This is a genomic window from Oceanobacillus neutriphilus, assembly GCF_014645515.1.
Classification (GTDB): Bacteria; Bacillota; Bacilli; order Bacillales; family Amphibacillaceae; genus Oceanobacillus; species Oceanobacillus neutriphilus.
Genome location: NZ_BMLW01000014.1, coordinates 76,810 through 99,793, shown reverse-complemented (window position 1 = coordinate 99,793; position 22,984 = coordinate 76,810). Strand labels below are relative to the sequence as shown.

Below are 22,984 nucleotides of genomic sequence, written 5' to 3'. Positions count from 1 at the left end.
GCATAAAAATAAAGAAAGAAGGATGAGGACAAGTGACAAAGTATATTTTTGTAACTGGTGGCGTAGTATCATCGCTCGGAAAAGGGATTACAGCAGCTTCATTAGGACGTTTATTAAAAAATCGCGGATTAAAAGTAACCATTCAAAAATTTGATCCATATATCAACGTAGATCCAGGAACAATGAGTCCTTATCAGCACGGCGAAGTATTTGTGACAGAAGATGGTGCAGAAACGGATTTAGACCTGGGACACTATGAACGCTTTATCGATATTAACTTGAATAAATACAGCAATATTACAACAGGGAAAGTATACTCAAGCGTTATCCGCAAAGAACGTCATGGAGACTATCTCGGCGGAACTGTACAGGTTATCCCGCATATTACAAATGAAATTAAAGATCAGGTATTCCGCGCAGGAGAAGCTACTGGTGCAGATGTTGTCATTACAGAAATTGGCGGAACTGTCGGTGATATTGAGTCATTGCCATTCCTGGAAGCTATTCGTCAAATTAAAAGTGATGTAGGCCGCAATAGCGTTATGTACGTACATTGTACGCTTGTTCCTTACATTAAAGCTGCTGGAGAAGTAAAAACAAAGCCGACACAGCACAGTGTAAAAGAATTACGTTCTTTGGGAATCCAGCCGGATGTGATTGTTTTACGTACAGAAATGGCGATTACAAAAGAAATGAAAGAAAAGATTGCTTTATTCTGTGACATTAACGAAAAATCAGTTATTGAAATGATGGATGCAGACACACTTTACCAGGTTCCCATTGCCTTACAGGAGCAAAATATGGACCAGATTGTTTGCGATCATTTTGGATTAGATTGCCAGGATGCAGATATGGAAGACTGGACAAAGCTGATTAATAAGGTTCGTAACTTATCTAAAAAAGTAGAGATCGGATTAGTTGGTAAATATGTAGAACTTCCGGATGCCTACCTTTCTGTTGTAGAATCTTTAAAACATGCCGGCTATGATTATGATGCCAATGTAAATGTTCACTGGATTAACTCTGAACTGTTATCAGAAGAAGAAATCGAGGCAGAATTATCTAAAGTAGACGGTATTATTGTTCCCGGCGGCTTTGGGGATCGCGGTATCGATGGAAAAATCCATGCGATCCGTTACGCACGCGAGAACAATATCCCATTCTTTGGTATCTGCTTAGGAATGCAGTTAGCTACCGTAGAATTTGCAAGAAACGTAGTAGGCTTAGAGGGTGCGCACTCTGCGGAAATTAATCCGGGAACACCATATCCGATTATTGACCTGCTGCCAGAACAAAAGGATATTGAAGACATGGGCGGTACATTACGTCTCGGATTGTATCCATGTCATTTAACAGAAGGAACGAAAACAAAAGAAGCTTATGACGGCGCAGATGTAGTAGAAGAAAGACATCGCCATCGTTATGAATTCAACAATGTATATCGTGAACAAATGGCAGAAAAAGGGCTTATCTTCTCAGGTACAAGCCCGGATGGACGTCTTGTCGAAACCATTGAACTTGAAGATCATCCTTGGTTTGTTGCATGTCAATTCCATCCTGAATTCACTTCCCGTCCAACAAGATCTCAAGGACTGTTTAAAGGATTTATTGGAGCGGCTGTAGAACATCAAAAATAATATATAAAGTTAAAATGGAGATATTCATCTATATTTGATGAATATCTCCATTTTTTTAAAAGTATCTCCGTTCACTTATATAAATAAGTATGCTAATATAACATACAAATATGGAAATAAAAAGAATGTTTTTAAAAGTCGAAAAGGATATAATTTTGTGAAGCTGCAGTGTCGCATACTGGAATGTACATAAGCAGATATATGGAGAAATATAATAAAGAAATAAATATATCCTTGTTATCGAATCCTTTGAAATTTTTGATATAAATTTTAAGTGAAGCAGGTGAAGGATAGTGAGTGACAAAAAGAAACTTTTTGGAGTAGGCAGTGAACCGGAGGAAGATAACCCGGAAGTGAATCAGCAACCCTTCAACCCGGACATCAAGAAAGAAAAAGTGTTTGGCAGCCAGGTAAAGGAAGAAGGAATCTTGGAAAAACAGACTGCTTTCGGGACTCAGCACACAGCAGCTGATGAGAATAAGCAGGGAAAACTGGCTAATATTAAATTGGTCTTTTCGCTTCAGAATAAATTATTTTGGGTAAGTGCTTATCTTTTAGCGATTATCTATTTAATTATAAGCGATCGGGATATACTCCAGTTTCATTTTCCAACGATACCTCATATAGCCATGACAGTACTCTTTCCTTTTTCAGTGCTCATAATCGGAAGCATAGCAATACGTCTTAGAAATATGATGCCTGGTGTATATTATTGGCTCTACCCAACGTATAGGCGGAGTCCGAATATAAACTCAATATTATTTTTGGTAATCTGGTATGCAATGAAAGTGATGTTCTATTACTTTATTTGGGCTACTTCCTTTTTATGGGGAATTCTCGGAATAATATTTGCAGTAATAAATGCTAGAAAAATAGAAAAGTAGGTGTAAGGAATGAGACATATATGGAAGGTCGGTAAAGGATTCGGAAAGAAAAGCTTTGAGGATGCTATCAAAAGTTCCTCTAAAGGAGACACGCTTCTTATTGAACCAGGAACGTATCATTTTCCGAAAGGCTTTAATATAAATGAATTGGAGCTGAAAGGAGCAGGGAACCAGCCAAATGATGTGGTTCTCAATGGATTTTTTTCATTGCAGAATAAAGCAAAGCTAAACTTGTCAAATCTTACGCTTTCCGCACCACGAGGGATGAATGCACTTCATATCAGCGGCAGCTCAAGCTTATTTTTGAAAAATGTTATTGTAAACGGTGAAGAAACCGGACGATATCCTACTATTTGGTGTGTGAATTCATATCTGAATATTTCTGCATCAGAAGTCTATTTTAATCAGGATTCTCCATATGGAATCTACATACAAGAGAGTTCGAAGCTTGAAATCACCTCGACTGTGGCAGATTCCATCTACGCAAGCCAATCCAAAGTATCCTTGAATAATGTACAAATTCAGGTAATCCTATACTTAGAAAATGAATCCATTGCTGAGTCTGCCGGAGTTCTGGACTTTCCACGTCAAAATCCAGATAAATATGTACTTACGGTTTATTCAGGCTCCCGTGCTAATTTAGCGCTAGTCAATGGCGATGAAGACCATATCGAAGCAAATGTAGATAACGGTTTATTAATTATTAATTCAATAGAACTCGGGGAAAGCAATATTTTTGATATTTATCATAATGACCAGTCAACCGTGGAAGCCGGCGGTGAACGTGTATTTGTTCAGAACGTAGATGAACAGGCAGTTCAGGAGAGCGCCAGTCAAAATACCGTTCTTCAAGAAGAAACGAATACAGAGAATCAGTATGCCGAAGAGACAGAATCTGATAACGAAGAAATAAATCAGCTGGAAGAAGAAATAGATGAACAGATTTCTGAGGATGAGTCGTCTCAGGAAGAAAAGCCTGCATTAGAGCAGCTGAACGAAATGTATGGTTTAACGGAATTAAAGAAACAGATGAAGCAATTTATTAATACGATTAAGTTTAACCAATCCAGAAAAAGCAAAGGACTCAAAGCAGCGCCGCTAAATTTACACTCTATTTTTCTGGGAAACCCCGGAACGGGTAAAACCACCGTTGCCAGGCTGCTGGGAAAAGTATTATATCAGGAAGGAGTAATTCCGGCAGATAATTTTGTTGAAGTTACACGGAAGGATCTGGTCGGTCTCCATATTGGCGAGACAGCTCCAAAAACACAAGCAGTTTTAGACCGCGCCCGTGGCGGCATCTTATTTATTGATGAAGCCTACACATTGCACAGCGCTTCTGATAATGATTTTGGGGCAGAGGCTGTAGAAACTATTTTAAAATTTATGGAGGATAATCGGGATGAAATCATGATTATCTTTGCCGGCTATTTTGACGACATGCAAAATTTCCTGACGATGAATAGCGGATTAGCTTCACGTATTCCAAATGAATTTGTTTTTGATGATTATTCCGGCTTTGAAATTGCTGAAATTGGCTATCTGGATATAATGGATCAGGATTATATAGTGGACGAAAAAAATTATAAAGAAGTAGTAATGAATCAATATGCCCGCAGTGTTGACGAAAGCAATGCAAGGTGGGTCCGTAATTTCAATCAGAAATTAGTCATTACAATGGCGAACCGTGTTATTGAAACGGGGTCCGATGATACACAGACGATTTTAAAGGAGGATATAGATGCTTTAATAGGAAACAGCGGTGAAAATAAAGAAGAAAAGATAGAAGAGCTTTTATCTCAATTAAACGAATTAATCGGGCTGGAAGAAATAAAGGACTATGTACAGCGCTTAGTAAAACAGGTGAAAATTGATAAAATGCTTGCTGATCAAGGAGAGCTGTCCTTTAATCCGACATATCATATGATTTTTGAAGGCAACCCTGGTACAGGAAAAACAACGGTAGCAAATATACTTGCTTCTTTATTTTACTACTTAGATATTCTTCCGAGTAAAAATGTAAAGGTGGTTGACCGTGCTGATTTGGTCGGCTCCTATATCGGCCATACAGAAAAGAATACAAAAAGAATTATTAATCAGGCAATGGGCGGTGTTCTGTTTATCGATGAAGCTTATCAACTGACTAATAACAGTGAGAATGACTTTGGAAAGCAGGCTGTGGAAACATTGCTTACTTATTTAGAAAATTACAGGGATAAATTTGTAGTAATTTTAGCAGGATATACAAAGGAAATGGAGAAATTCCTGGATATGAACCCGGGGCTGCGCTCCCGGATTCCAGAGAAAATTATTTTCCCTGATTATCATCCGGACGATATAGCTGCTGTTGTTGAAAAAAATATTACAAAGCATTGGCAGGTAGATTCAGATTACCTTCGTTCCATGGTAAGTGACATTTATCGTCAACTTCCAGAAGAAGAGAAAACCAATGCCAGATGGGCACGTAATTTTAGTGAAAAATTGATTCAAAATCATAAAATCTGGATCAGCGACCATCAGCTTTCTGGAAACGAGATGAAACAAATCAGCACAGCGCTTTTGGATAGGATGTACACTTCTTATCAAAATAGTATGAGATAAAGTGAAGCATTATTCAGCGGGGCTTTTAACACTAAAAATATTATCTATTCTTAGCAGCCAGTTATGCTGCGATCAATCTGATGCAAGGAAATACTTGAAGAGGCAGAGAGAAAAAAGCTGTCTCTTTTTGTGATTTTTAAAGAGTTACAGATACACCAAAATTTTGGAAGGAAGTATAACTGAACAAAGATTACTGTATTGGATCTGGAACAGCTATCATACTTTTAATGGCAGGGAAGATGCTGGATAAATGACATTTAACAGGAAAGCGGTATAAGCTGTTTCGAAAATAAACATAGGTAATTTGAAAACTTCTTACCGCTCCAAAATAGATGAACAATGCTTGCGACATATGCTAAAGTATGGTTGAGGTGTACCAGGAAAACGGCAGTTTCATCGGCATAGCTTGTAATCAAAACTTCTAAACAGAAGCTTGCTAAACTGGGCCTGCTCTGTTGAATTTGTAGAAGAAGAAAGAGGGAAGCAGTTAAAAAACAGGAAAATAATGGTGAAATCAGCCGCCCTGCCTGCGAAAGCCTGGAAAACCTGAGAGCGTTCAGCCTTCATATTTATAGGGATTAAGTAAGGATAAAACACCAGGACCTTGCGACTTTAGTTGTGAGACCTTCTTCCCGAAAGGAAGGCAAAAATAACGATTCCAAATCAATAAGCAGGAATTTAAATAAATACTATCGAAATTTAAATTTAAACAAAAAATTAAATATATCGGAGGAGGGTAAGTATGAGCCAATCAATCCTTATTGTGGATGATCAAATAGGAATTCGTATGTTGCTTCAAGAAGTTTTTCAGTCAGCCGGATATTGTACTTCTCTTGCAGAGAACGGAAAAGAAGCGATAGAATATTTATCAAAATCTCCTTACGATTTAGTAATTCTGGATTATCATATTCCTGTTTATAACGGAAATATTGTTATACAAAAAATCAAACAAATGAAGATAAAAACAAAAATTGTCGTCATTAGCGGTTTGCCGGAAGTTGCAAAACAGGAAATAGGGGAAGATTTACCTGAAAAAATCATTTCTAAACCTTTCAATGTTGCAAAACTATGTCACATTGTCGAAGAAATTTTGAAGAAAAAAGAATGATTCGCTGCTACTTTGTTGCGATAAAGTCATGAAATTGGTATTCTTATATTGTAATGAATATTGTCAGTGATTCATCATGCGGATGAATTTGAAGGAGGAACTTGGTATGCCTTTAGTATCAATGAAGGAAATGCTTGAAAAAGGAAAAGAGAATGGATATGCAGTAGGTCAGTTTAATATCAACAACCTGGAATATATCCAAGCTATTCTCCAAGCGGCTCAAGAAGAAAAGTCACCAGTAATTCTTGGTGTTTCTGAAGGTGCTGGAAAATATATGGGCGGCTATAATGTTGTAGTTGCTATGGTTAAATCTTTAATGGATTCTTATGGGACGACTGTGCCTGTAGCAATCCACTTAGATCACGGATCAAGCTTTAAAAGCTGTGCAGAAGCAATCCATGCAGGATTTACTTCTGTTATGATTGACGGATCTCATTCACCGATTGACGAGAATATCGCTGTAACACAGAAAGTGGTTGAACTTGCTCATATCAATGGTGTATCTGTTGAAGCAGAAGTTGGTACTGTAGGCGGCGAAGAAGATGGTGTTATCGGCGGTATCAACTATGCAGACAAAGAAGAATGTGCACGTCTTGTTAAGGAAGCAGAAGTTGATTGTTTAGCTCCGGCTTTAGGTTCTGTTCATGGTCCATATCAGGGAGAGCCGAACTTAGGGTTCACTGAAATGAAAGAAATTTTAGATCTGGTAAATGTACCATTAGTGCTTCACGGCGGTACTGGTATTCCTACAAAAGATATTCAAAAAGCAATTTCTTTAGGAACTGCTAAAATTAACGTGAACACAGAAAATCAAATTTCACAGACAAAAGCAATTCGTGAAACATTAGCAGCAAAACCTGATTTATATGATCCACGTAAATATTTAGGACCAGGAACTGCAGCTATTAAAGAAACAGTAATTGGTAAAATGCGTGAATTTGGTTCTTCCAATAACGCGTAATTGATTTTATTAAAAATGTATGTTAAAAAGGGCTGAAGAGATTAATTTTTTAGCTACATCTAACAAATATATATTCAGCAAAAGCTGTACCATTGGTACAGCTTTTGTTACAAAATCTCGGGGAGGTAATCTTAATGAAATTTTTTATCGACACAGCTAATATTGAAGATATCAGAGAAGCGAATAAGCTGGGAATTTTGGCAGGTGTTACAACCAATCCAAGTCTGGTGGCTAAAGAAGGCGTTTCTTTTCATGACCGCCTGCGTGAAATCACAGAAGAAGTTTCAGGATCTGTCAGTGCAGAGGTTATTTCTGAAGACGCAGAAGGTATGATTGAAGAAGGTAAAGAGCTTGCAGCGATCGCGCCGAATATTACTGTAAAGGTTCCTATGACCCTTGAAGGTTTGAAAGCGGTTAAAGCATTTAGTGACTTAAATATTAAAACAAACGTAACATTAATTTTTAATGCTAACCAGGCTTTACTTGCAGCAAGAGCCGGAGCGACATATGTATCCCCATTCTTAGGAAGATTGGATGACATTGGACAAGACGGCATGGAATTGATCGCAAATGTTGCTGCAATCTTTGACCGTCATTCTATCCAGACTGAAATTATCGCTGCATCTATCCGTCATCCAATTCATGTAACAGACGCTGCGTTAAATGGTGCGCATATTGCAACGATTCCGTTTAATGTCCTGTCGTCGTTAGTAAAACATCCATTAACTGATCAGGGAATTGAAAAATTCCTGGCAGATTGGAATAAACAAAAATAATTGTATAGAGCAGAAAAAACGGCAGACAATAAGACAAGGTTTAAAAAATGAAAGAATATGCAGCTAAAGCTGAATAAACAAAACAGCTTGTGGAGTATAACTTCCATAGGAACGAGGTTTTTACATGCAAAAGTTATTAATTGAGGGTGGGCATGAACTGTCTGGAGAAGTTCACATCAGCGGTGCGAAAAATAGCGCAGTGGCACTATTGCCTGCAGCTATTCTTGCAGATTCCACAGTGACAATTGAAGGATTGCCGGATATTTCTGATGTAGACACATTGGGTGCTCTATTAGAAGAAATTGGTGGAACAGTATACCGGGATGGTCAGGATATGACGATTCATCCAGAAAAGATGATTGCCATGCCGTTGCCAAACGGAAGAGTCAAGAAATTGCGTGCATCCTATTATTTCATGGGTGCCATGCTTGGAAAATTTAATAAAGCAGTCATTGGTTTACCTGGCGGGTGTTATTTAGGCCCACGTCCAATTGACCAGCATATTAAAGGCTTTGAAGCGCTTGGTGCAGAAGTAACAAATGAGCAGGGAGCTATCTATTTACGTGCAAAAGAGCTTCGCGGTGCACGAATTTATCTGGATGTCGTCAGCGTCGGCGCTACCATCAATATTATGCTTGCAGCAGTAAAGGCAAAAGGACAAACAATTATTGAAAATGCTGCAAAAGAACCTGAGATTATTGATGTTGCAACATTATTAACAAATATGGGTGCGAAGATTAAAGGTGTCGGAACGGATGTCATCCGCATTGATGGAGTTCCTTCTTTACATGGTTGTACGCATACCATTATTCCTGACCGTATTGAAGCAGGCACCTATGCTATTGCAGCTGCTGCAATGGGGAAAGAAATTGTCATCGACAATGTTATTCCACAGCATATGGAGTCTTTAATTGCTAAATTACGGGAAATGAATGTTAATATTGAATCTCACAATGATCAATTGTATGTTGCCAAAAATAAGTCTTTAAATAGCGTGGATATTAAGACCCTGGTTTATCCAGGCTTTCCGACTGATTTGCAGCAGCCGCTAACGACATTATTAACCCAGGCAAACCATTCAGGTGTAATTATCGATACGATTTATTCTGCGCGTTTGAAGCATATTGATGAACTTCGCCGGATGAATGCTGAAATTAAAGTGGAGGGCGGATCTGTAATAGTTTCTGGACCGGTACAATTAGAAGGCGCTAAAGTGAAAGCAAGTGATCTCCGTGCCGGAGCAGCACTTGTGATAGCCGGCCTGCTTGCAAATGGAGTAACCGAGATTACCGGGTTGGATCATATTGACCGCGGCTATGAAAACTTAACGGATAAGCTTTCTTCCCTGGGAGCTTCTATCTGGAGAGAAGAAATGTCTGAATCAGAAATTTACCAGGATCAGCATACTTAAAGAGTGCGTTTGAAAAGACAGACAAAAGATCAGAATATCCTTTTGTCGTGATTTTTAAGCATCCTCTTTAGAATACATGTATATAATAAAAGAGAAGATTGTTCCTTCTCTTTTATTATATAGCATTTTTTGAGGGCATATGGATGGCTTGTCAGCTTCTTTGATATAGGTGTGTCATTTTCCTGCATCTTTTTAAAACCTCTTACTAAAAAAGCACGTCCTATCTTCAAGTAACCTCAATAATTCTCGAAAACACTGTATATGATTAAAGTTTTTTAAAACTTCAGGCGGTGTTTAAAAGATTTTTACAACATGAGATAAAATTCCTCTATTTTTGACAAAAAAGTCTATTGAATCTTTATTCGTAAAAGAGTATGATAATAGATGTTTAATAAAGATAAGCGATTTAATCAGACGGCTGACAGCAAAATATAAAAAGGAGCTTTATAGTGCAAAGATACCTTATCCCATATAATAAGGAGTTTCGGGCTTCATGATATAAAATGCGTTGTCAGATGTATTAATAAAGTTGACAGCTTCTAAATTGCTTCTGTTGAACAAGGCAACTCTTCTTAGTATTTCCTTCCGTATACAAGGCAATCAGTTTTGAATACAGCTATAAAAAAGTGTTTCTAAAATTAAGGATTTGGTAGATGTAAATAAAGCATTCAGTAAGATGTTGAAACCAATACACTAAATACATATCATTTCCACAATAAAGAAAGATAAATACCCTATTTGTGAATTATTTTCTTTAACTAAATCCTTTTGAGGTAGAATTTAATGAAGCGTATACAAAAATGAATGATTGCTGAATTAAAGGTATGATAATGATATGTAAACAAACTATTTATTGTTATAGAAAATAGAAGACTGTTTCGTAAAAGGATATTGCATTCTCCGAAACAGGGCTCAGTTTAATAGTATCCGTTCGCATTCTGTTGAAAATGATTTGACAGGAGACAATATACTCAAAAATTTTTACAGAAATACAGGTCCATTCGGACGTGAGGGGGCTGTTTGTCCCGTTAGAAATATTTAAAAGAACCTAGAACAGGCGTGGTGATTTAATGGCAACACTGACAATCTCTAGTTTAGAGACAATGACATTAAAAGAGATTTATACACTTGCAAAAGACTATAAGATTTCTTATTATGCAAAATTGACAAAGAAAGAGTTAATATTTGCAATATTAAAAGCACAGGCAGAAAAAGATGGATTTTTATTTATGGATGGAATTTTAGAAATTATTCCTTCTGAAGGATTTGGATTCCTGCGTCCAATTAATTATTCTCCAAGTGCAGAAGACATCTATATCTCTGCTTCGCAAATCCGTCGTTTTGATTTAAGGAATGGAGATAAAGTATCCGGTAAGGTACGTCCTCCGAAAGAAAACGAACGCTATTACGGTCTATTGCATGTAGATGCGGTAAATGATTCAGATCCGGATTCATCCAAAGAACGCGTGCATTTTCCTGCATTGACTGCACTTTATCCAAACAGACCGATTAAATTAGAAACAGAAACAAATCAATTATCAACACGTATTATGGATTTAATGACTCCGGTCGGCTTCGGGCAGCGTGGTTTAGTTGTTGCCCCTCCAAAAGCCGGTAAGACGATGTTAATTAAAGAAATTGCAAACAGCATTTCTCAAAACCATCCGCAGGCCAAGCTGATTATTTTACTGGTGGATGAACGCCCGGAGGAAGTAACAGATATTGAGCGTTCCGTAGGCCCGGATGTAGATGTTGTTTCTTCTACATTTGATGAAGTTCCTGAAAGTCATATTAAAGTGTCTGAGCTCGTTTTGGAGCGTGCGATGCGTCTGGTAGAACATAAGCGTGATGTCATCGTTTTAATGGATAGTATTACACGTTTAGCCCGTGCGTATAACTTAGTTATTCCACCAAGCGGCCGTACATTATCAGGGGGTATTGATCCGGCAGCATTCCACCGTCCAAAGCGCTTCTTTGGAGCGGCCAGAAATATTGAAGAGGGCGGAAGCTTTACCATCTTGGCTACGGCGTTAGTAGATACAGGCTCACGGATGGATGACGTGATTTATGAAGAATTTAAAGGGACAGGGAATATGGAGCTGCACTTAAGTCGTCATCTTGCAGACCGCCGGATTTTCCCTGCGATCGATATCCTGCGTTCAGGAACCCGGAAAGAAGAGCTTCTGGTAGACAAAGAACATCTGGACAAAATGTGGCTTCTGCGTAAAACAATGCAGGATTCCAATGACTTCTTAGAACGCTTCTTAAAACGTCTGAAACATTCTAAGAATAATGAAGAATTTTTACAGCTGATGGACGAGGAAATGAAGCGTAAAGGAATGAATCGTAAAAGTTAATTCGACAGGTAAAGTTATTTAACTTATCTTTTGTTATTAACTGCTATTGCATTTCATTCCATACACTGTTATAATCTTTCTATGTGAGTTTAGGTAGGGTGCATTTGCATCTCATACGGCTCTTAGAATAACTCTGTTTCCAAGGGATTCAGGGCAAAAAGGAGTGGAAGAACATGAAAAAGGATATTCATCCAGAGTACAGAAAAGTTGTTTTTCTAGATACTAGCACGAATTACAAGTTCTTAAGCGGATCAACAAAAGGATCAGACGAAACAATTGAGTGGGAAGATGGTAATACTTACCCTCTACTAAAAGTTGAAATCAGCTCTGATTCACACCCATTCTACACTGGTAAGCAAAAAGCTGACAAAGTCGGCGGCCGTGTGGATCGCTTTAAGAAAAAATATAACCTTAACTAATTATCTGATAGCCCGCAGATATGCAGGGTAACGCAGGTTTTGTAAGGAATTGAATGTTAAAGGACAGGCAAAATGTCTAATTTTGCCTGTTTTTTTACTTTTCATTGAGGTATAGTATGAAAAATAAGATTTATTACAGTTAATATTAAATAAATGGTTGGTATTTATAAACATAATGAATGCAATCTAAATATACTTATTTCACACAACGCGAGAGGAGCTTCTCCAAATGCATGTAATGAAGAGAAACGGGTGGGTAGAGCTAATTTGCGGAAGTATGTTTTCCGGAAAATCAGAAGAATTAATACGCCGTGTCAGAAGAGCCACCTATGCGCATTTAAATGTATGTGTATTTAAACCGGCGATAGATAATCGTTATGATGAAACAGCAGTTGTTTCTCATGATGGAAGAACGACAATTGCAAAATCTATCCAGGATGCAGCAGAAATTTTAGAGGAAATAGAGCCAAATGCAGATATTGTCGCTATTGATGAGGTGCAATTCTTTGATAATAATGTTATTGATGTGATTGAGGAGCTTGTCCACAGAGATATTCGCGTTATTGTAGCCGGCCTGGATATGGATTTCCGGGGAGTGCCTTTTGAGCCTGTACCACAGCTGATGGCTTTATCTGAATCCGTCACAAAATTAAATGCAATCTGTCCAATCTGCGGGTCACCGGCAAGCAGAACACAGCGTTTGATTGACGGCAAACCGGCATCCTATGATGACCCTGTTATTTTAGTTGGGGCTTCTGAATCTTATGAACCGCGCTGCCGCCACCATCACGAAGTGCCAAACCGCCCGGAAGTAAATATAAAAAGCAAGACAGCAACACAGACAAATAGTTAATACAATGACTGCCGAAATTATATGTTTTGGCAGTTTTTTTATGAAGATATACTAAAATAAAAGTCAGAATAGTATTTACTTTTAGTTCTTGTTATATTAGCATAATTGTAATAGGTAAGTTCTAGGAGGTTTGATCTGATGAGAAAGAACACTATTTTTGCATAGCAGAGGCTAATGCATAATGACATATAGCCTTTGTGTTTCCTATTAGAAAAATTTAATTAGGAGTGCAAAAATGAGCTATAAAAAAATAAAAGATATATTACCGTCTGAGTTGATAACAATGATACAGGAGTATATTGATGGTGAATATATTTATATCCCGATAAAACAAGATAATAAAAAAAGCTGGGGAGCAAGTACTTCTACTCGAAAAGAATTGAAGTTAAGAAATTCTGATATTTATAATGATTACCTATCAGGAATAAATACACTTGATTTAGCTAAAAGATATTATTTGTCAGCAAAGAGCATTCAACGGATTATACGAGCTGAAAAAAGTAAAGATAAAATTTTTTAGTTTGAAGCTAGTTTATAATTGAAAGGTTCAATTTAAAGCTGCATGTTCACAAAATAAAGAAATCCAAACAGTTTGAAATCATATGGAAGGATTCAAATTTGTTTGGATTTCTTTATAGCTTAACTTTAGCTCCTAAGAATAAGCATATATACCTTACCATTCCAGGATGAACGTGTTCTCTATTATCCTGCTTGCATTTTGTTAAATCATCTTTCTATTGAAATCGAGATTGTGTATAGCTCCGCTCCGACCAACCACTACGCTTTCCATGGGGACGGCTTCAGCTAACTTGAAAAGAAACCCGCTTTTCAAGTGGATCTTCAGCTCGCCCTGTTCCCATAGGAGTCTACGTGGTTGGTCTGCGCTCAGTTAGGCTTCTACAGCGAATGAAAGAAATAATATCCTGATGAAACTGGATGAAATAATCACTTTTTGCTTGATGAATAGATCATTTTCGCATTTCAAATGGTTGATTGGGCAATTGAAATTATGTCATAGCATAACATGGATAGTAAATATCAGAAATGGCTTTCATGAATAGAAAATAATCGTGACGGGTCATTTTTATATGTACCACGAAAAAATAATTCTTTGCTGTTTGAATTTCTATTTACTCCGTTGTATTAAACAGTATAGATAGAATCCCCTTCAGCGGAGGCGGACCGTTTTGACTCCTGAGGGATTAGCATCATCTGAAGATCCGCTTTTGCCAAGTGCTCTTCTTGGCAAAAGTTAGCTGAAGAGCATGCCCCTAGGAAAGCAAAGCGGTCCGCCGCAGCGGTCGCCTTACACGTTACCTTCTTTCTAAATAGAGTTTTTGCTTTGTCAAGAGCTAGATGGGAGGAACGATCAACACCTGTCTCTATGATAAGCAGGTTATTTTTTTTAGGTGTGAAAGTTGAGTTTATAATTACAAAGTTTTTTTTGCCAGACGCATTTTCTTTTATGAAGTGACTATGAGGTTTATTTAACACATATACGTCAGATATAATTTAATAAAGTGACGTTGTGAGGAAATATTTATAGTCATTTAAAAAGAAAAGGAGCTGAAAAGATGAAAGAGCTATTTACAATTGATTGCGGTGAAATTATACTGCGAGAATTTTTAACAGAAGATGCGGAAGCCATTTATCAGCTCACTTCCCAGCCTGAAGTGTATGAATTTTTGCCTGATTGGCGTTCAACCAAAGAGCAGCGGGCAGAGTGGCTGAAAAACTATGAGATACCTGATAATAAAAAGTTTATCGAAGCGAGTCCTGAAATAACGAATGAATTTTTAAAGCTGGGAATGATTTTAAAAGAAACAAATGAATTCATAGGATTTTGTAATACTGGAATCAAAGAAGGACTCAATGAACCAAATCGTGAAATTGCTTATGCTGTTTCAAAGCGTTATAGAAATAGAGGGTATACAACACAAGCAGTTCAAGGGCTGATAAGATATTTGTTTGAAAATACGAATGTGAAACATGTTAATGCGGTTATTCTTCCACAGAATACAGCCTCCAATAAGGTAATTAAAAAATGCGGCTTTGCTTTTTGTGAAGAGATTGAATTGGAAGGTCAATTGCACTATCGCTATATATTGAAAAACGAAGGAATCAAGTGAATTTTAGATGCTTATAGATAAGTCCTTTCTGCGGATGGTAAGTTATAATATCAATTTTTTCTTATCAAAAATGAAAAGGTGCTATATCATAACCTCCCTCATGGTATAATATAAATAAATATCCTGGAGGTGACTCAATTGAAGTGGGAAGATGTGTGCCAGGCGTTTCCGGAACAGTGGGTTTTGATTGAAGCAATTGATGCACATACAAACGATCATCGTGAACGTATTTTAGTCGATATTACCCCTTTGAAAAAATTTTCTAATTCTCCAGAGGCGATGAAGGTATATCAGGAAATTCATCGATATGACCTCAGCAGAGAGCTGTATGTTCTCCACACCAGCCGGAAAGATCCTAATATTATTGGAAAATAATGGATAAATTTCAGAGGATAGTGAGAAAAATGAGCTTTTCGTTTTTTAAAAGATATTGAACTGGAAAGGAATTTGTGTTTATGCTGTATGACATATTAAATAGAGAAAATATGAATAGAGAATACCTGTAGACATGCCACGGCCACGTATAATACGCGCCTCTGATCTATGGGTATTTTTTTGTTCACTTGCAGCAATATAATCTCATCCAATCAGACGTGCAATTGACCCGGGTGCTCCCTTATAATATAATAAGACTGTTATGGAGAAAGAGGTGTATTCTCGTGTTAGATCGTTTACAGACACTGGAAGATCGGTATAATAAATTAAATGAAATGTTAAGTGACCCGGAAATAATCAGTGATACAAAAAAATTACGTGAATATTCGAAGGAGCAGTCTGGGCTGGAGGATGTTGTTCAGGCTTATCGTGAGTATAAAGAAGTTACATCGCAGCTGATAGACGCGAAAGAAATGCTGGAAGACGATTCAGATGATGAAATGCTGGAAATGGCAAAAATGGAAGTATCTGAATTATCCTCCAGAAAAGAAGAATTGGAAGATAAGATGAAGATTCTTCTGCTTCCCAAGGATCCAAATGATGATAAAAACGTTATTATGGAAATTCGCGGTGCTGCCGGCGGAGATGAAGCTGCTTTATTTGCAGGCGATTTATACCGGATGTATTCCCGCTATGCAGAGAATCAGGGCTGGAAAATTGACGTAATGGAAGCCAGCTCCACCGGGGTTGGCGGTTATAAAGAGATCATCTTTATGATTAATGGTTCAGATGTTTTCTCTAAGCTGAAGTATGAAAATGGAGCACACCGTGTACAGCGTGTTCCTGAAACAGAATCTGGCGGACGTATTCATACCTCTACTGCAACGGTTGCTGTGCTTCCTGAGGCGGAAGAAGTGGAGATAGACGTCCATGATAAGGATATCCGTGTGGATACATTTGCTTCCAGCGGACCGGGCGGACAAAGTGTAAATACAACCATGTCAGCGGTACGTTTAACACACGAGCCTACCGGGATTGTCGTATCGATTCAGGATGAAAAATCACAGATTAAAAATAAAGAAAAAGCAATGAAGGTATTACGTGCCCGTATTTATGATAAATTCCAGCGGGAGGCGCAGGCAGAATATGATGAAAACCGTAAATCAGCGGTTGGGACAGGAGACCGTTCCGAGCGTATCCGTACGTATAACTATCCGCAAAACCGTGTTACGGATCACCGTATCGGCTTAACCATTCAAAAGCTGGACCAGATTATGCAGGGCAAACTGGATGAATTTATCGATGCGCTTGTTATGGAAGAGCAGGCGAAAAAATTGGAACAGATTGGTGAATAACCTATGACTCAAACAAAAATTTATGAAGTCCTTAACTGGGCTTCTCTTTTTTTAGATGAAGCGGATAGAGAACCAAAGGTTGCCGAGATTTTGATTAGGCATCATTTAGGATTATCCAGGCAGGAATGGCTGCTTTCCTTACGTGAGCCAATTCCGGAAGATAAACTGATACAGATTAAAGCAGATATAAAAAAACATGCAGAAACGGGAGTTCCTGTTCAGCATCTGACCGGCTATGAAGAATTTTACGGCCGCTCCTTTCAAGTGAACAGAGATGTGTTAATTCCCAGACCGGAAACAGAGGAACTTGTTCTTGCCGTAAAGGAATACCTTGCTTCTAAGCGGGGAGAGCCTGTACGGATTGTTGATATAGGGACAGGCAGCGGAATTATTGCTGTAACACTGGCATTGGAATTAGATAATACAGAGGTATTTGCTACAGACATTTCAGAGAGAGCATTAAAGGTTGCTGAGCAGAATGCAGATCAATTGCATGCCAATGTTTCCTTCCGGCAGGGGAATTTTTTATCCCCGCTTATAAATGAAACAGCACCATTTGATGTGATTGTTTCCAACCCTCCTTATATTGCGAAATCAGAAGCGTCTGAGCTTAGCGATACCGTCCGTGATTTTGATCCAGAGCTGGCTCTCTTTGCAGAAGAGGATGGACTGGCAGCCTACCATATGATTATGGAACAGGTAAAACAGATGCCTTTAAAAGAAGGTACCTTGCTGGCATTTGAAATTGGTTATACACAAGGCAGATCTGTTAAAGAACTCATTCAGCAGGTATTTCCTGATAGTCACGTGGAAATCAGACAGGACATTAACGGAAAAGACCGGATTGTATTGGCAACGCATTTAAACTGATATCCCCATATCCAAAATGACGTAAAAATATACCCTGATTATAAATATATATTTCTATAAAACTTGTATAAGCATAAATCTCCTTGTCCACACTATCTCATAGATAGGTGGAAGGGAGATTTTTTAAATGAAAAAATTATGGGCGGCAGTAGGACTTTTATTTTTATTATTATCGATTATTCCTGTAATGAGTGCAGCAAAAGAACTGCAACATAAAGAGCTTGACTATCAGATCATCCCGGATGAAGCAATCAGGCTACGCATTCTTGCAAATAGTGACAGCGAGAAAGATCAGGATATTAAACATATAGTCCGTGATGAAGTGAATAAAGTTATCACGGAATGGGTGGAGGATATTGAAGATATAGAAGAAGCCAGAGCGTTGATCAATGACCGGCTTCCAGAACTGGAGGAAGTAGTCAGTGATACACTAACAAAAGAAAATAGTGATCAGGACTTTAAATTGGAATATGGAGAGAATATATCTTTTCCGGCGAAATTATATGGAAACTATCTTTATCCGGCAGGCGAATATGAAGCAATTTTAGTAACTCTTGGGGAAGGCTCCGGTGCTAACTGGTGGTGTGTATTATTCCCGCCATTATGCTTTTTAGATTTCTTTAACGGTACATCAGTAGCGAGTGAAGATGCAGCAGAGACAGAGGAAGACGAAGAAGTAAAAGTAGAATTCTTTTTATTTAAATGGCTGGGGTTGTCATAGTTTATTTGATAGAGGCATATTCATATACTAAGTTATTCTTCAACATTAAAAGAATGGAGGATGGGAAAAATGCAAATCTACCAAGTCAAAGAAGCAAAAATAGAATTGATAGAGGAATTTATTCATAATAATGAAAGACTTTTCGGTAAAAAATTAACGGAAAAAAGCTATGTTGTAGAAGTGGATGGAAGTATTGAAGGCTGCTTTAATCTGGAGAAGGTAGATGAATCGACGTATTGGCTGAAGCAATTGTATTTAAATAAAGAGCATGTCCAGAAATTATTTGTTGTTTTCGAGTCCGTTCTCTTAATTTCCCGAAAAAACGACATAAAATGTGTATATGTGCATAATCAAAGCCCAGTTGTGGATATCCTTTTAGAGTCTTTACAATTCAAAAGAGAAAGCGATGTCAGATTTAAAAATATAAATTCAGAAAAAACAGGGAATTGGTGGGCATATCAAGTTTCCTAGGATAGTAAAAATAAAAAATGCTTGATATAACTACAATGAACTACTTTTTTATTTGTCAAGAGAAAATTATACACACTATTCACAGGTGGTTGTGTATAAATAATAGGAATTTGTGAACAAAGATTATTCTGTGGATAAAAACTGTGAATAATGTGCATAAGTATGATGAAATTCCCCCCTTCTTTGCGTTTCTGTCATGAATCGACTAAAATAGATACGTAGAAAAGAGGGAACGTTATGCACACGAAAGTATGGAAAATAAATTCAACAAATATATTAGACAAGGATATCCATGAGGCGGCCGAGATGCTGCGGGCAGGAGATGTGGTTGGCTTTCCGACAGAGACGGTTTATGGACTTGGGGCTGACGCTACCAATGAAACAGCTGTCCGTAAAATATTTGAAGCAAAAGGGCGGCCGCAGGATAATCCACTGATCGCTCATGTTGCATCAGAAGAGCAATTAACGGAGCTTGTCACATTTATTCCGGACTATGTGTATAAATTAATTGAGGCTTTTTCACCTGGTCCTTTAACATATATTTTACCGGCGAACGAGTACTGTGCACAAAATGTAAAAGCGGGCTTATCAACAATTGGTGTCCGGATCCCCAGTCATCCTGTTGCGCTTGCATTACTCCAGACGGCAGGAAAACCGGTTGCAGCTCCAAGCGCAAATGTATCCGGAAAACCCAGCCCGACGTCAGCAAAGCATGTGTATGATGATTTAAATGGACGGATTGCAGGCTTGATTGATGGGGGACAAACTGGTGTCGGCTTAGAATCAACCGTGATTGACTGTACAGGAGAAATACCGGTTATTTTGCGCCCCGGAGGAATTACCAAAGAACAATTAGAGCTGGAGGCAGGTGCCGTCATGGTGGACCCAGGTCTTGCAGTATCATCTGTGGACCGCCCGAAGGCTCCGGGAATGAAATATAAACATTATGCACCAGAGGTTCCGCTCTATTTATTTACGGGCTCAAATCAGGCGCTTAAAGATTTAGTAGATAAAGAAAAACAGGCAGGTAACAGAGTTGGTGTACTCGTATCTGATCAAACAGCAGAAATATTCACAGAGGATACACATATTCACAAGCTTGGCGGGACAATAGAGGAAATTGCTTCCTCTTTATATGATGGATTAAGATTCTTTAAACAGGCCAATGTGGATAAAATCATTTGCGAAACATTTACGGAAAAAGGAATTGGCCAGGCAGTAATGAATCGTCTGCGAAAAGCAGCGGATAGTGAGATAAAAAAATAAAAAGATTAGAGTTATATAAAGAATATTTACTGTTTATATAGCAGTATTATTATATTTCTCAAGGTCTAACACATGCAGGAAGTAATTAAAAAACATTCATATTATCCTCAACGGAAGCATAAAGTGTACAAGCATGCTTCAAAGGGGGATGTATGGATGTTTTTTTCTACTGAATTAATTTCACTGGCTCTGCTCGCAATTGGTTTAAGCATGGACGCATTCTCCATCAGCTTAGGCTTAGGGATGAATAAAATGCGGTTAAAACGGATTGCTGTCATCGGGCTGGTAATCGGCAGCTTCCATATGCTTTTCCCGATGATAGGAATGTTGCTTGGACACGCTTTATCAGAACAAGTGGGGCAATGGACAGCATTAGCATCAGGAATACTCTTATTCTTTATCGGTGCACATATGTTTTTCTCTGCTTTCCATACATCAGATGAGTATAGGTGGCAGCCTGTCGGGCTAGGGCTATGGATGCTTGCATTCAGTGTCAGCCTCGACAGCTTTACAGTAGGCTTCAGCCTGGGCATCTCCGGAGTAACCATTATTATCACCCTTTTTATTTTTGGGATAATAAGCTGCATTCTGACATGGCTGGGTCTATTCCTGGGCAGAAGGCTGCAAGGATTTCTGGGAACATACAGCGAAATTTTTGGGGGCATCATACTTTGCAGTTTTGGGATTTATATGCTGTTCAGCTGAGCTTGAGAATAAGCAGTATCTATTTAGGTGTAAGCTTCTGTTTGACTTACTTATCGACCTGCAATACAAGGTTACAGGCTCAATATCAGTCTGCATAGTTTATGATTCAACATCCACCTGTGGAAGCGCCCATACTGACACGCTGCCTCCATTGACAGGGAAAGCAGCAAATCCATCTTCTTCAATACAAATATGCTCGTCTCTTGTACCGGTCAGATCAACCCAAATCTCCCCTGCACGATTTTCTCCTGCACACATTCTTTTTTCACCAGCATCTCCATTGGAAATAACAACGGCACAGCCTGAGCGTTCTATTTCCGGTTTGCCGCTACGGACCCAGCCAATCGTATTAGGGTGATCAAAATAGTCCTCTTGTACACCATATGCTTTATGGTAACGGGCATAGAGAATTGGATTGATAGCTTCTTGTTTCGGTTCAATTGGATTTTCTCCGCCAATGCCAAAATAATCGCCGTAAAAAATACAGGGATAGCCGTCTTTACGCAGTAAAATAAGAGAATATGCACTTTGTTTAAACCAATCCTCCACCCAGGATTCCAGTGCCTCGCCAGGCTGTGTATCATGATTATCGACAAAGGTTACAGCCTGAAGCGGATGCGATTGAACCAATGTATCATCAAAAATTGTTGTGAGATCAAAATCATTTCCGGACTTAGAAGCTGTGTGCAGTTTATCATGCAATGCTACATCAAATAAATCGATATGATAATCGACCTGCTCTAAGAACTGTTGACATGCTTCTAAATCATGCTTCCAGAACTCGCCAACGAAATAAAAATCATCTCCGCAATGTTGGGCGATCTGTTCTGCAAATAGTTTAATAAAATCATGATTAATGTGCTTCATCGCATCCAGACGGAAGCCATTGCAATGTAACGTATCTGCAAACCATTTACCCCATCGGATTATTTCTTCCTGCACTTCCGGATGGTTGTAGTCGATATTGGCAAACATTAAATAATCATAGTTACTGAATTCATCGTCCACTTCGTGGCTCCAGTTTTTATTATCACCAATAATTCGAAAGACACCGGTTCTATTCTCCATTGCATCAAAGTCTGTCCCGTTGAAATATTCAAATCCCCATTTAAAAGAAGAATACGTATTATCCCGATTCGGAAATGTGAATTTTGTCCAGCCTTCTATATCAAATGGCCCGGAGACTTCCTTTGTTCTGTCATTTGGATCAACTTCAATGACTTGAAAAACTTCCGTGTCATCCGCTCCAGCTTTATGATTCATGACAACATCGGCATAAATATGAATGCCATGATCATGACATACCTTTATTGCATCCAGCAGTTCCTTTTTAGCGCCATATTTTGTAGCAACACTGCCTTTTTGATCAAATTCTCCTAAATCGTATAAATCATAAGGAGCGTAGCCTGTATCTTCAGCGGACATGCCTTTTGTAGCAGGAGGAATCCAAACAGCACCAATTCCTCTGTTTTTAAATTCAGTAGCTGTTTCCTTCAGGCGCTTCCAGTGGTTTGCATCAGCTTCCAGATGCCACTCAAAAAATTGAATCATCGTATGATTTCGTTCCATATTATATCTCCTTGTTTTTTGTTGGTAAGGTAATTCAGCTTCATTGAATAATGTTCAAATTGTGAAGGGTTTATTTAAAGCGGATGTAATTATTTCTAGATATATTTTTGTCGCTAAGATGTAGATACACCTTATTCACAGAAACCAAACCTCTTATTTTTGAAATAAATAAAAAGAGGCGCAAATCGATAGTAAACGTATATATTTCCCAAATAGATAGAATCACCTTTATTAGGCCGTTGATTTTTTGGCAAAAATTACTGAGGATTATTTTACAAAATACTCTTATTGTTCAACTTTCGCACCTGAGAATAAGCATCTATACCTTCCTATTCCAGGATGGACAAGTTCTAGATTATCCTGCTTGCATTTTGTTAGATCATCCTTCTATTGAAATGAAGATTGCGTATAGCGCCGTTCCGACCAACCACTACGTTTTCCATGGGGACTGCATCAGCTAACTTGAAAAGAAAATCGCTTTTCAAGTGGATCTTCAGCTCGCCCTGCGATGCACAA

Annotated in this window: 20 protein-coding genes; 19 read left to right on the top strand and 1 reads right to left on the bottom strand. The window is 38.3% G+C overall.

The genetic code is table 11. From position 1 onward, the window contains the following. Window positions 1–32: 32 nt before the first annotated feature. The 19 genes from pyrG (at window position 33) to IEX29_RS20925 (ending at window position 20,899) form a co-directional block, all read left to right on the top strand. Window positions 33–1,637: a CTP synthase gene (gene pyrG / locus IEX29_RS21015; protein WP_188736941.1), complete on the top strand. Its 1,605-nt coding sequence runs from the start codon at window positions 33–35 to the stop codon at window positions 1,635–1,637. Between the two features lie 293 nt (window positions 1,638–1,930). Then, a complete protein-coding gene (locus IEX29_RS21010; RefSeq protein ID WP_188736939.1) occupies window positions 1,931–2,521 on the top strand; it encodes a hypothetical protein in 591 nt (196 codons plus the stop codon). A gap of 9 nt (window positions 2,522–2,530) precedes the next feature. Then, entirely contained in the window at window positions 2,531–5,122 is a 2,592-nt protein-coding gene (locus IEX29_RS21005; protein ID WP_188736937.1) for an AAA family ATPase, read from the top strand. A gap of 742 nt (window positions 5,123–5,864) precedes the next feature. Beyond that, window positions 5,865–6,230, top strand: coding sequence for a response regulator (locus IEX29_RS21000; RefSeq protein ID WP_188736936.1), 366 nt, complete (start codon window positions 5,865–5,867; stop codon window positions 6,228–6,230). Between the two features lie 106 nt (window positions 6,231–6,336). Then, window positions 6,337–7,191, top strand: a complete 855-nt coding sequence (fba, locus tag IEX29_RS20995; protein ID WP_188736934.1) for a class II fructose-1,6-bisphosphate aldolase — start codon at window positions 6,337–6,339, stop codon at window positions 7,189–7,191. A 134-nt stretch (window positions 7,192–7,325) separates the two neighbouring features. Next, window positions 7,326–7,967, top strand: a complete 642-nt coding sequence (fsa, locus tag IEX29_RS20990) for a fructose-6-phosphate aldolase (protein WP_077602265.1) — start codon at window positions 7,326–7,328, stop codon at window positions 7,965–7,967. A 124-nt stretch (window positions 7,968–8,091) separates the two neighbouring features. Beyond that, the gene (gene murA / locus IEX29_RS20985; RefSeq protein WP_077602264.1) at window positions 8,092–9,378 is read left to right on the top strand and encodes a UDP-N-acetylglucosamine 1-carboxyvinyltransferase; all 1,287 of its coding nucleotides are present in this window, start codon (window positions 8,092–8,094) and stop codon (window positions 9,376–9,378) included. Between the two features lie 1,070 nt (window positions 9,379–10,448). Beyond that, entirely contained in the window at window positions 10,449–11,735 is a 1,287-nt protein-coding gene (gene rho, locus IEX29_RS20980; RefSeq protein ID WP_188736932.1) for a transcription termination factor Rho, read from the top strand. Between the two features lie 173 nt (window positions 11,736–11,908). Beyond that, complete coding sequence (locus tag IEX29_RS20975; RefSeq protein WP_077602262.1) at window positions 11,909–12,154, top strand: type B 50S ribosomal protein L31; 246 nt, start codon at window positions 11,909–11,911, stop codon at window positions 12,152–12,154. Between the two features lie 229 nt (window positions 12,155–12,383). Next, the gene (locus IEX29_RS20970; RefSeq protein ID WP_188736930.1) at window positions 12,384–13,007 is read left to right on the top strand and encodes a thymidine kinase; all 624 of its coding nucleotides are present in this window, start codon (window positions 12,384–12,386) and stop codon (window positions 13,005–13,007) included. A gap of 235 nt (window positions 13,008–13,242) precedes the next feature. After that, window positions 13,243–13,527, top strand: a complete 285-nt coding sequence (locus tag IEX29_RS20965; RefSeq protein ID WP_188736928.1) for a CD3324 family protein — start codon at window positions 13,243–13,245, stop codon at window positions 13,525–13,527. A gap of 1,054 nt (window positions 13,528–14,581) precedes the next feature. Next, complete coding sequence (locus IEX29_RS20960) at window positions 14,582–15,136, top strand: GNAT family N-acetyltransferase (protein ID WP_188736926.1); 555 nt, start codon at window positions 14,582–14,584, stop codon at window positions 15,134–15,136. A 138-nt stretch (window positions 15,137–15,274) separates the two neighbouring features. Next, window positions 15,275–15,511: a hypothetical protein gene (locus IEX29_RS20955; RefSeq protein WP_188736924.1), complete on the top strand. Its 237-nt coding sequence runs from the start codon at window positions 15,275–15,277 to the stop codon at window positions 15,509–15,511. Between the two features lie 284 nt (window positions 15,512–15,795). Then, a complete protein-coding gene (gene prfA, locus IEX29_RS20950; protein ID WP_188736922.1) occupies window positions 15,796–16,866 on the top strand; it encodes a peptide chain release factor 1 in 1,071 nt (356 codons plus the stop codon). A 3-nt stretch (window positions 16,867–16,869) separates the two neighbouring features. After that, window positions 16,870–17,736, top strand: coding sequence for a peptide chain release factor N(5)-glutamine methyltransferase (prmC, locus tag IEX29_RS20945; protein WP_188736920.1), 867 nt, complete (start codon window positions 16,870–16,872; stop codon window positions 17,734–17,736). Window positions 17,737–17,863: 127 nt separating this feature from the next. Beyond that, window positions 17,864–18,457, top strand: a complete 594-nt coding sequence (spoIIR, locus tag IEX29_RS20940) for a stage II sporulation protein R (protein ID WP_188736919.1) — start codon at window positions 17,864–17,866, stop codon at window positions 18,455–18,457. A gap of 69 nt (window positions 18,458–18,526) precedes the next feature. Then, window positions 18,527–18,928, top strand: a complete 402-nt coding sequence (locus tag IEX29_RS20935) for a hypothetical protein (RefSeq protein WP_188736917.1) — start codon at window positions 18,527–18,529, stop codon at window positions 18,926–18,928. A gap of 237 nt (window positions 18,929–19,165) precedes the next feature. Further along, window positions 19,166–20,194: an L-threonylcarbamoyladenylate synthase gene (locus IEX29_RS20930; RefSeq protein WP_188736914.1), complete on the top strand. Its 1,029-nt coding sequence runs from the start codon at window positions 19,166–19,168 to the stop codon at window positions 20,192–20,194. A 156-nt stretch (window positions 20,195–20,350) separates the two neighbouring features. Then, a complete protein-coding gene (locus IEX29_RS20925; protein ID WP_188736912.1) occupies window positions 20,351–20,899 on the top strand; it encodes a manganese efflux pump MntP in 549 nt (182 codons plus the stop codon). Window positions 20,900–20,998: 99 nt separating this feature from the next. On the opposite strand, the gene IEX29_RS20920 is transcribed toward IEX29_RS20925, so the two are convergent. Continuing rightward, window positions 20,999–22,468, bottom strand: a complete 1,470-nt coding sequence (locus IEX29_RS20920) for an alpha-amylase (protein ID WP_188736910.1) — start codon at window positions 22,466–22,468, stop codon at window positions 20,999–21,001. Window positions 22,469–22,984: the final 516 nt, after the last annotated feature.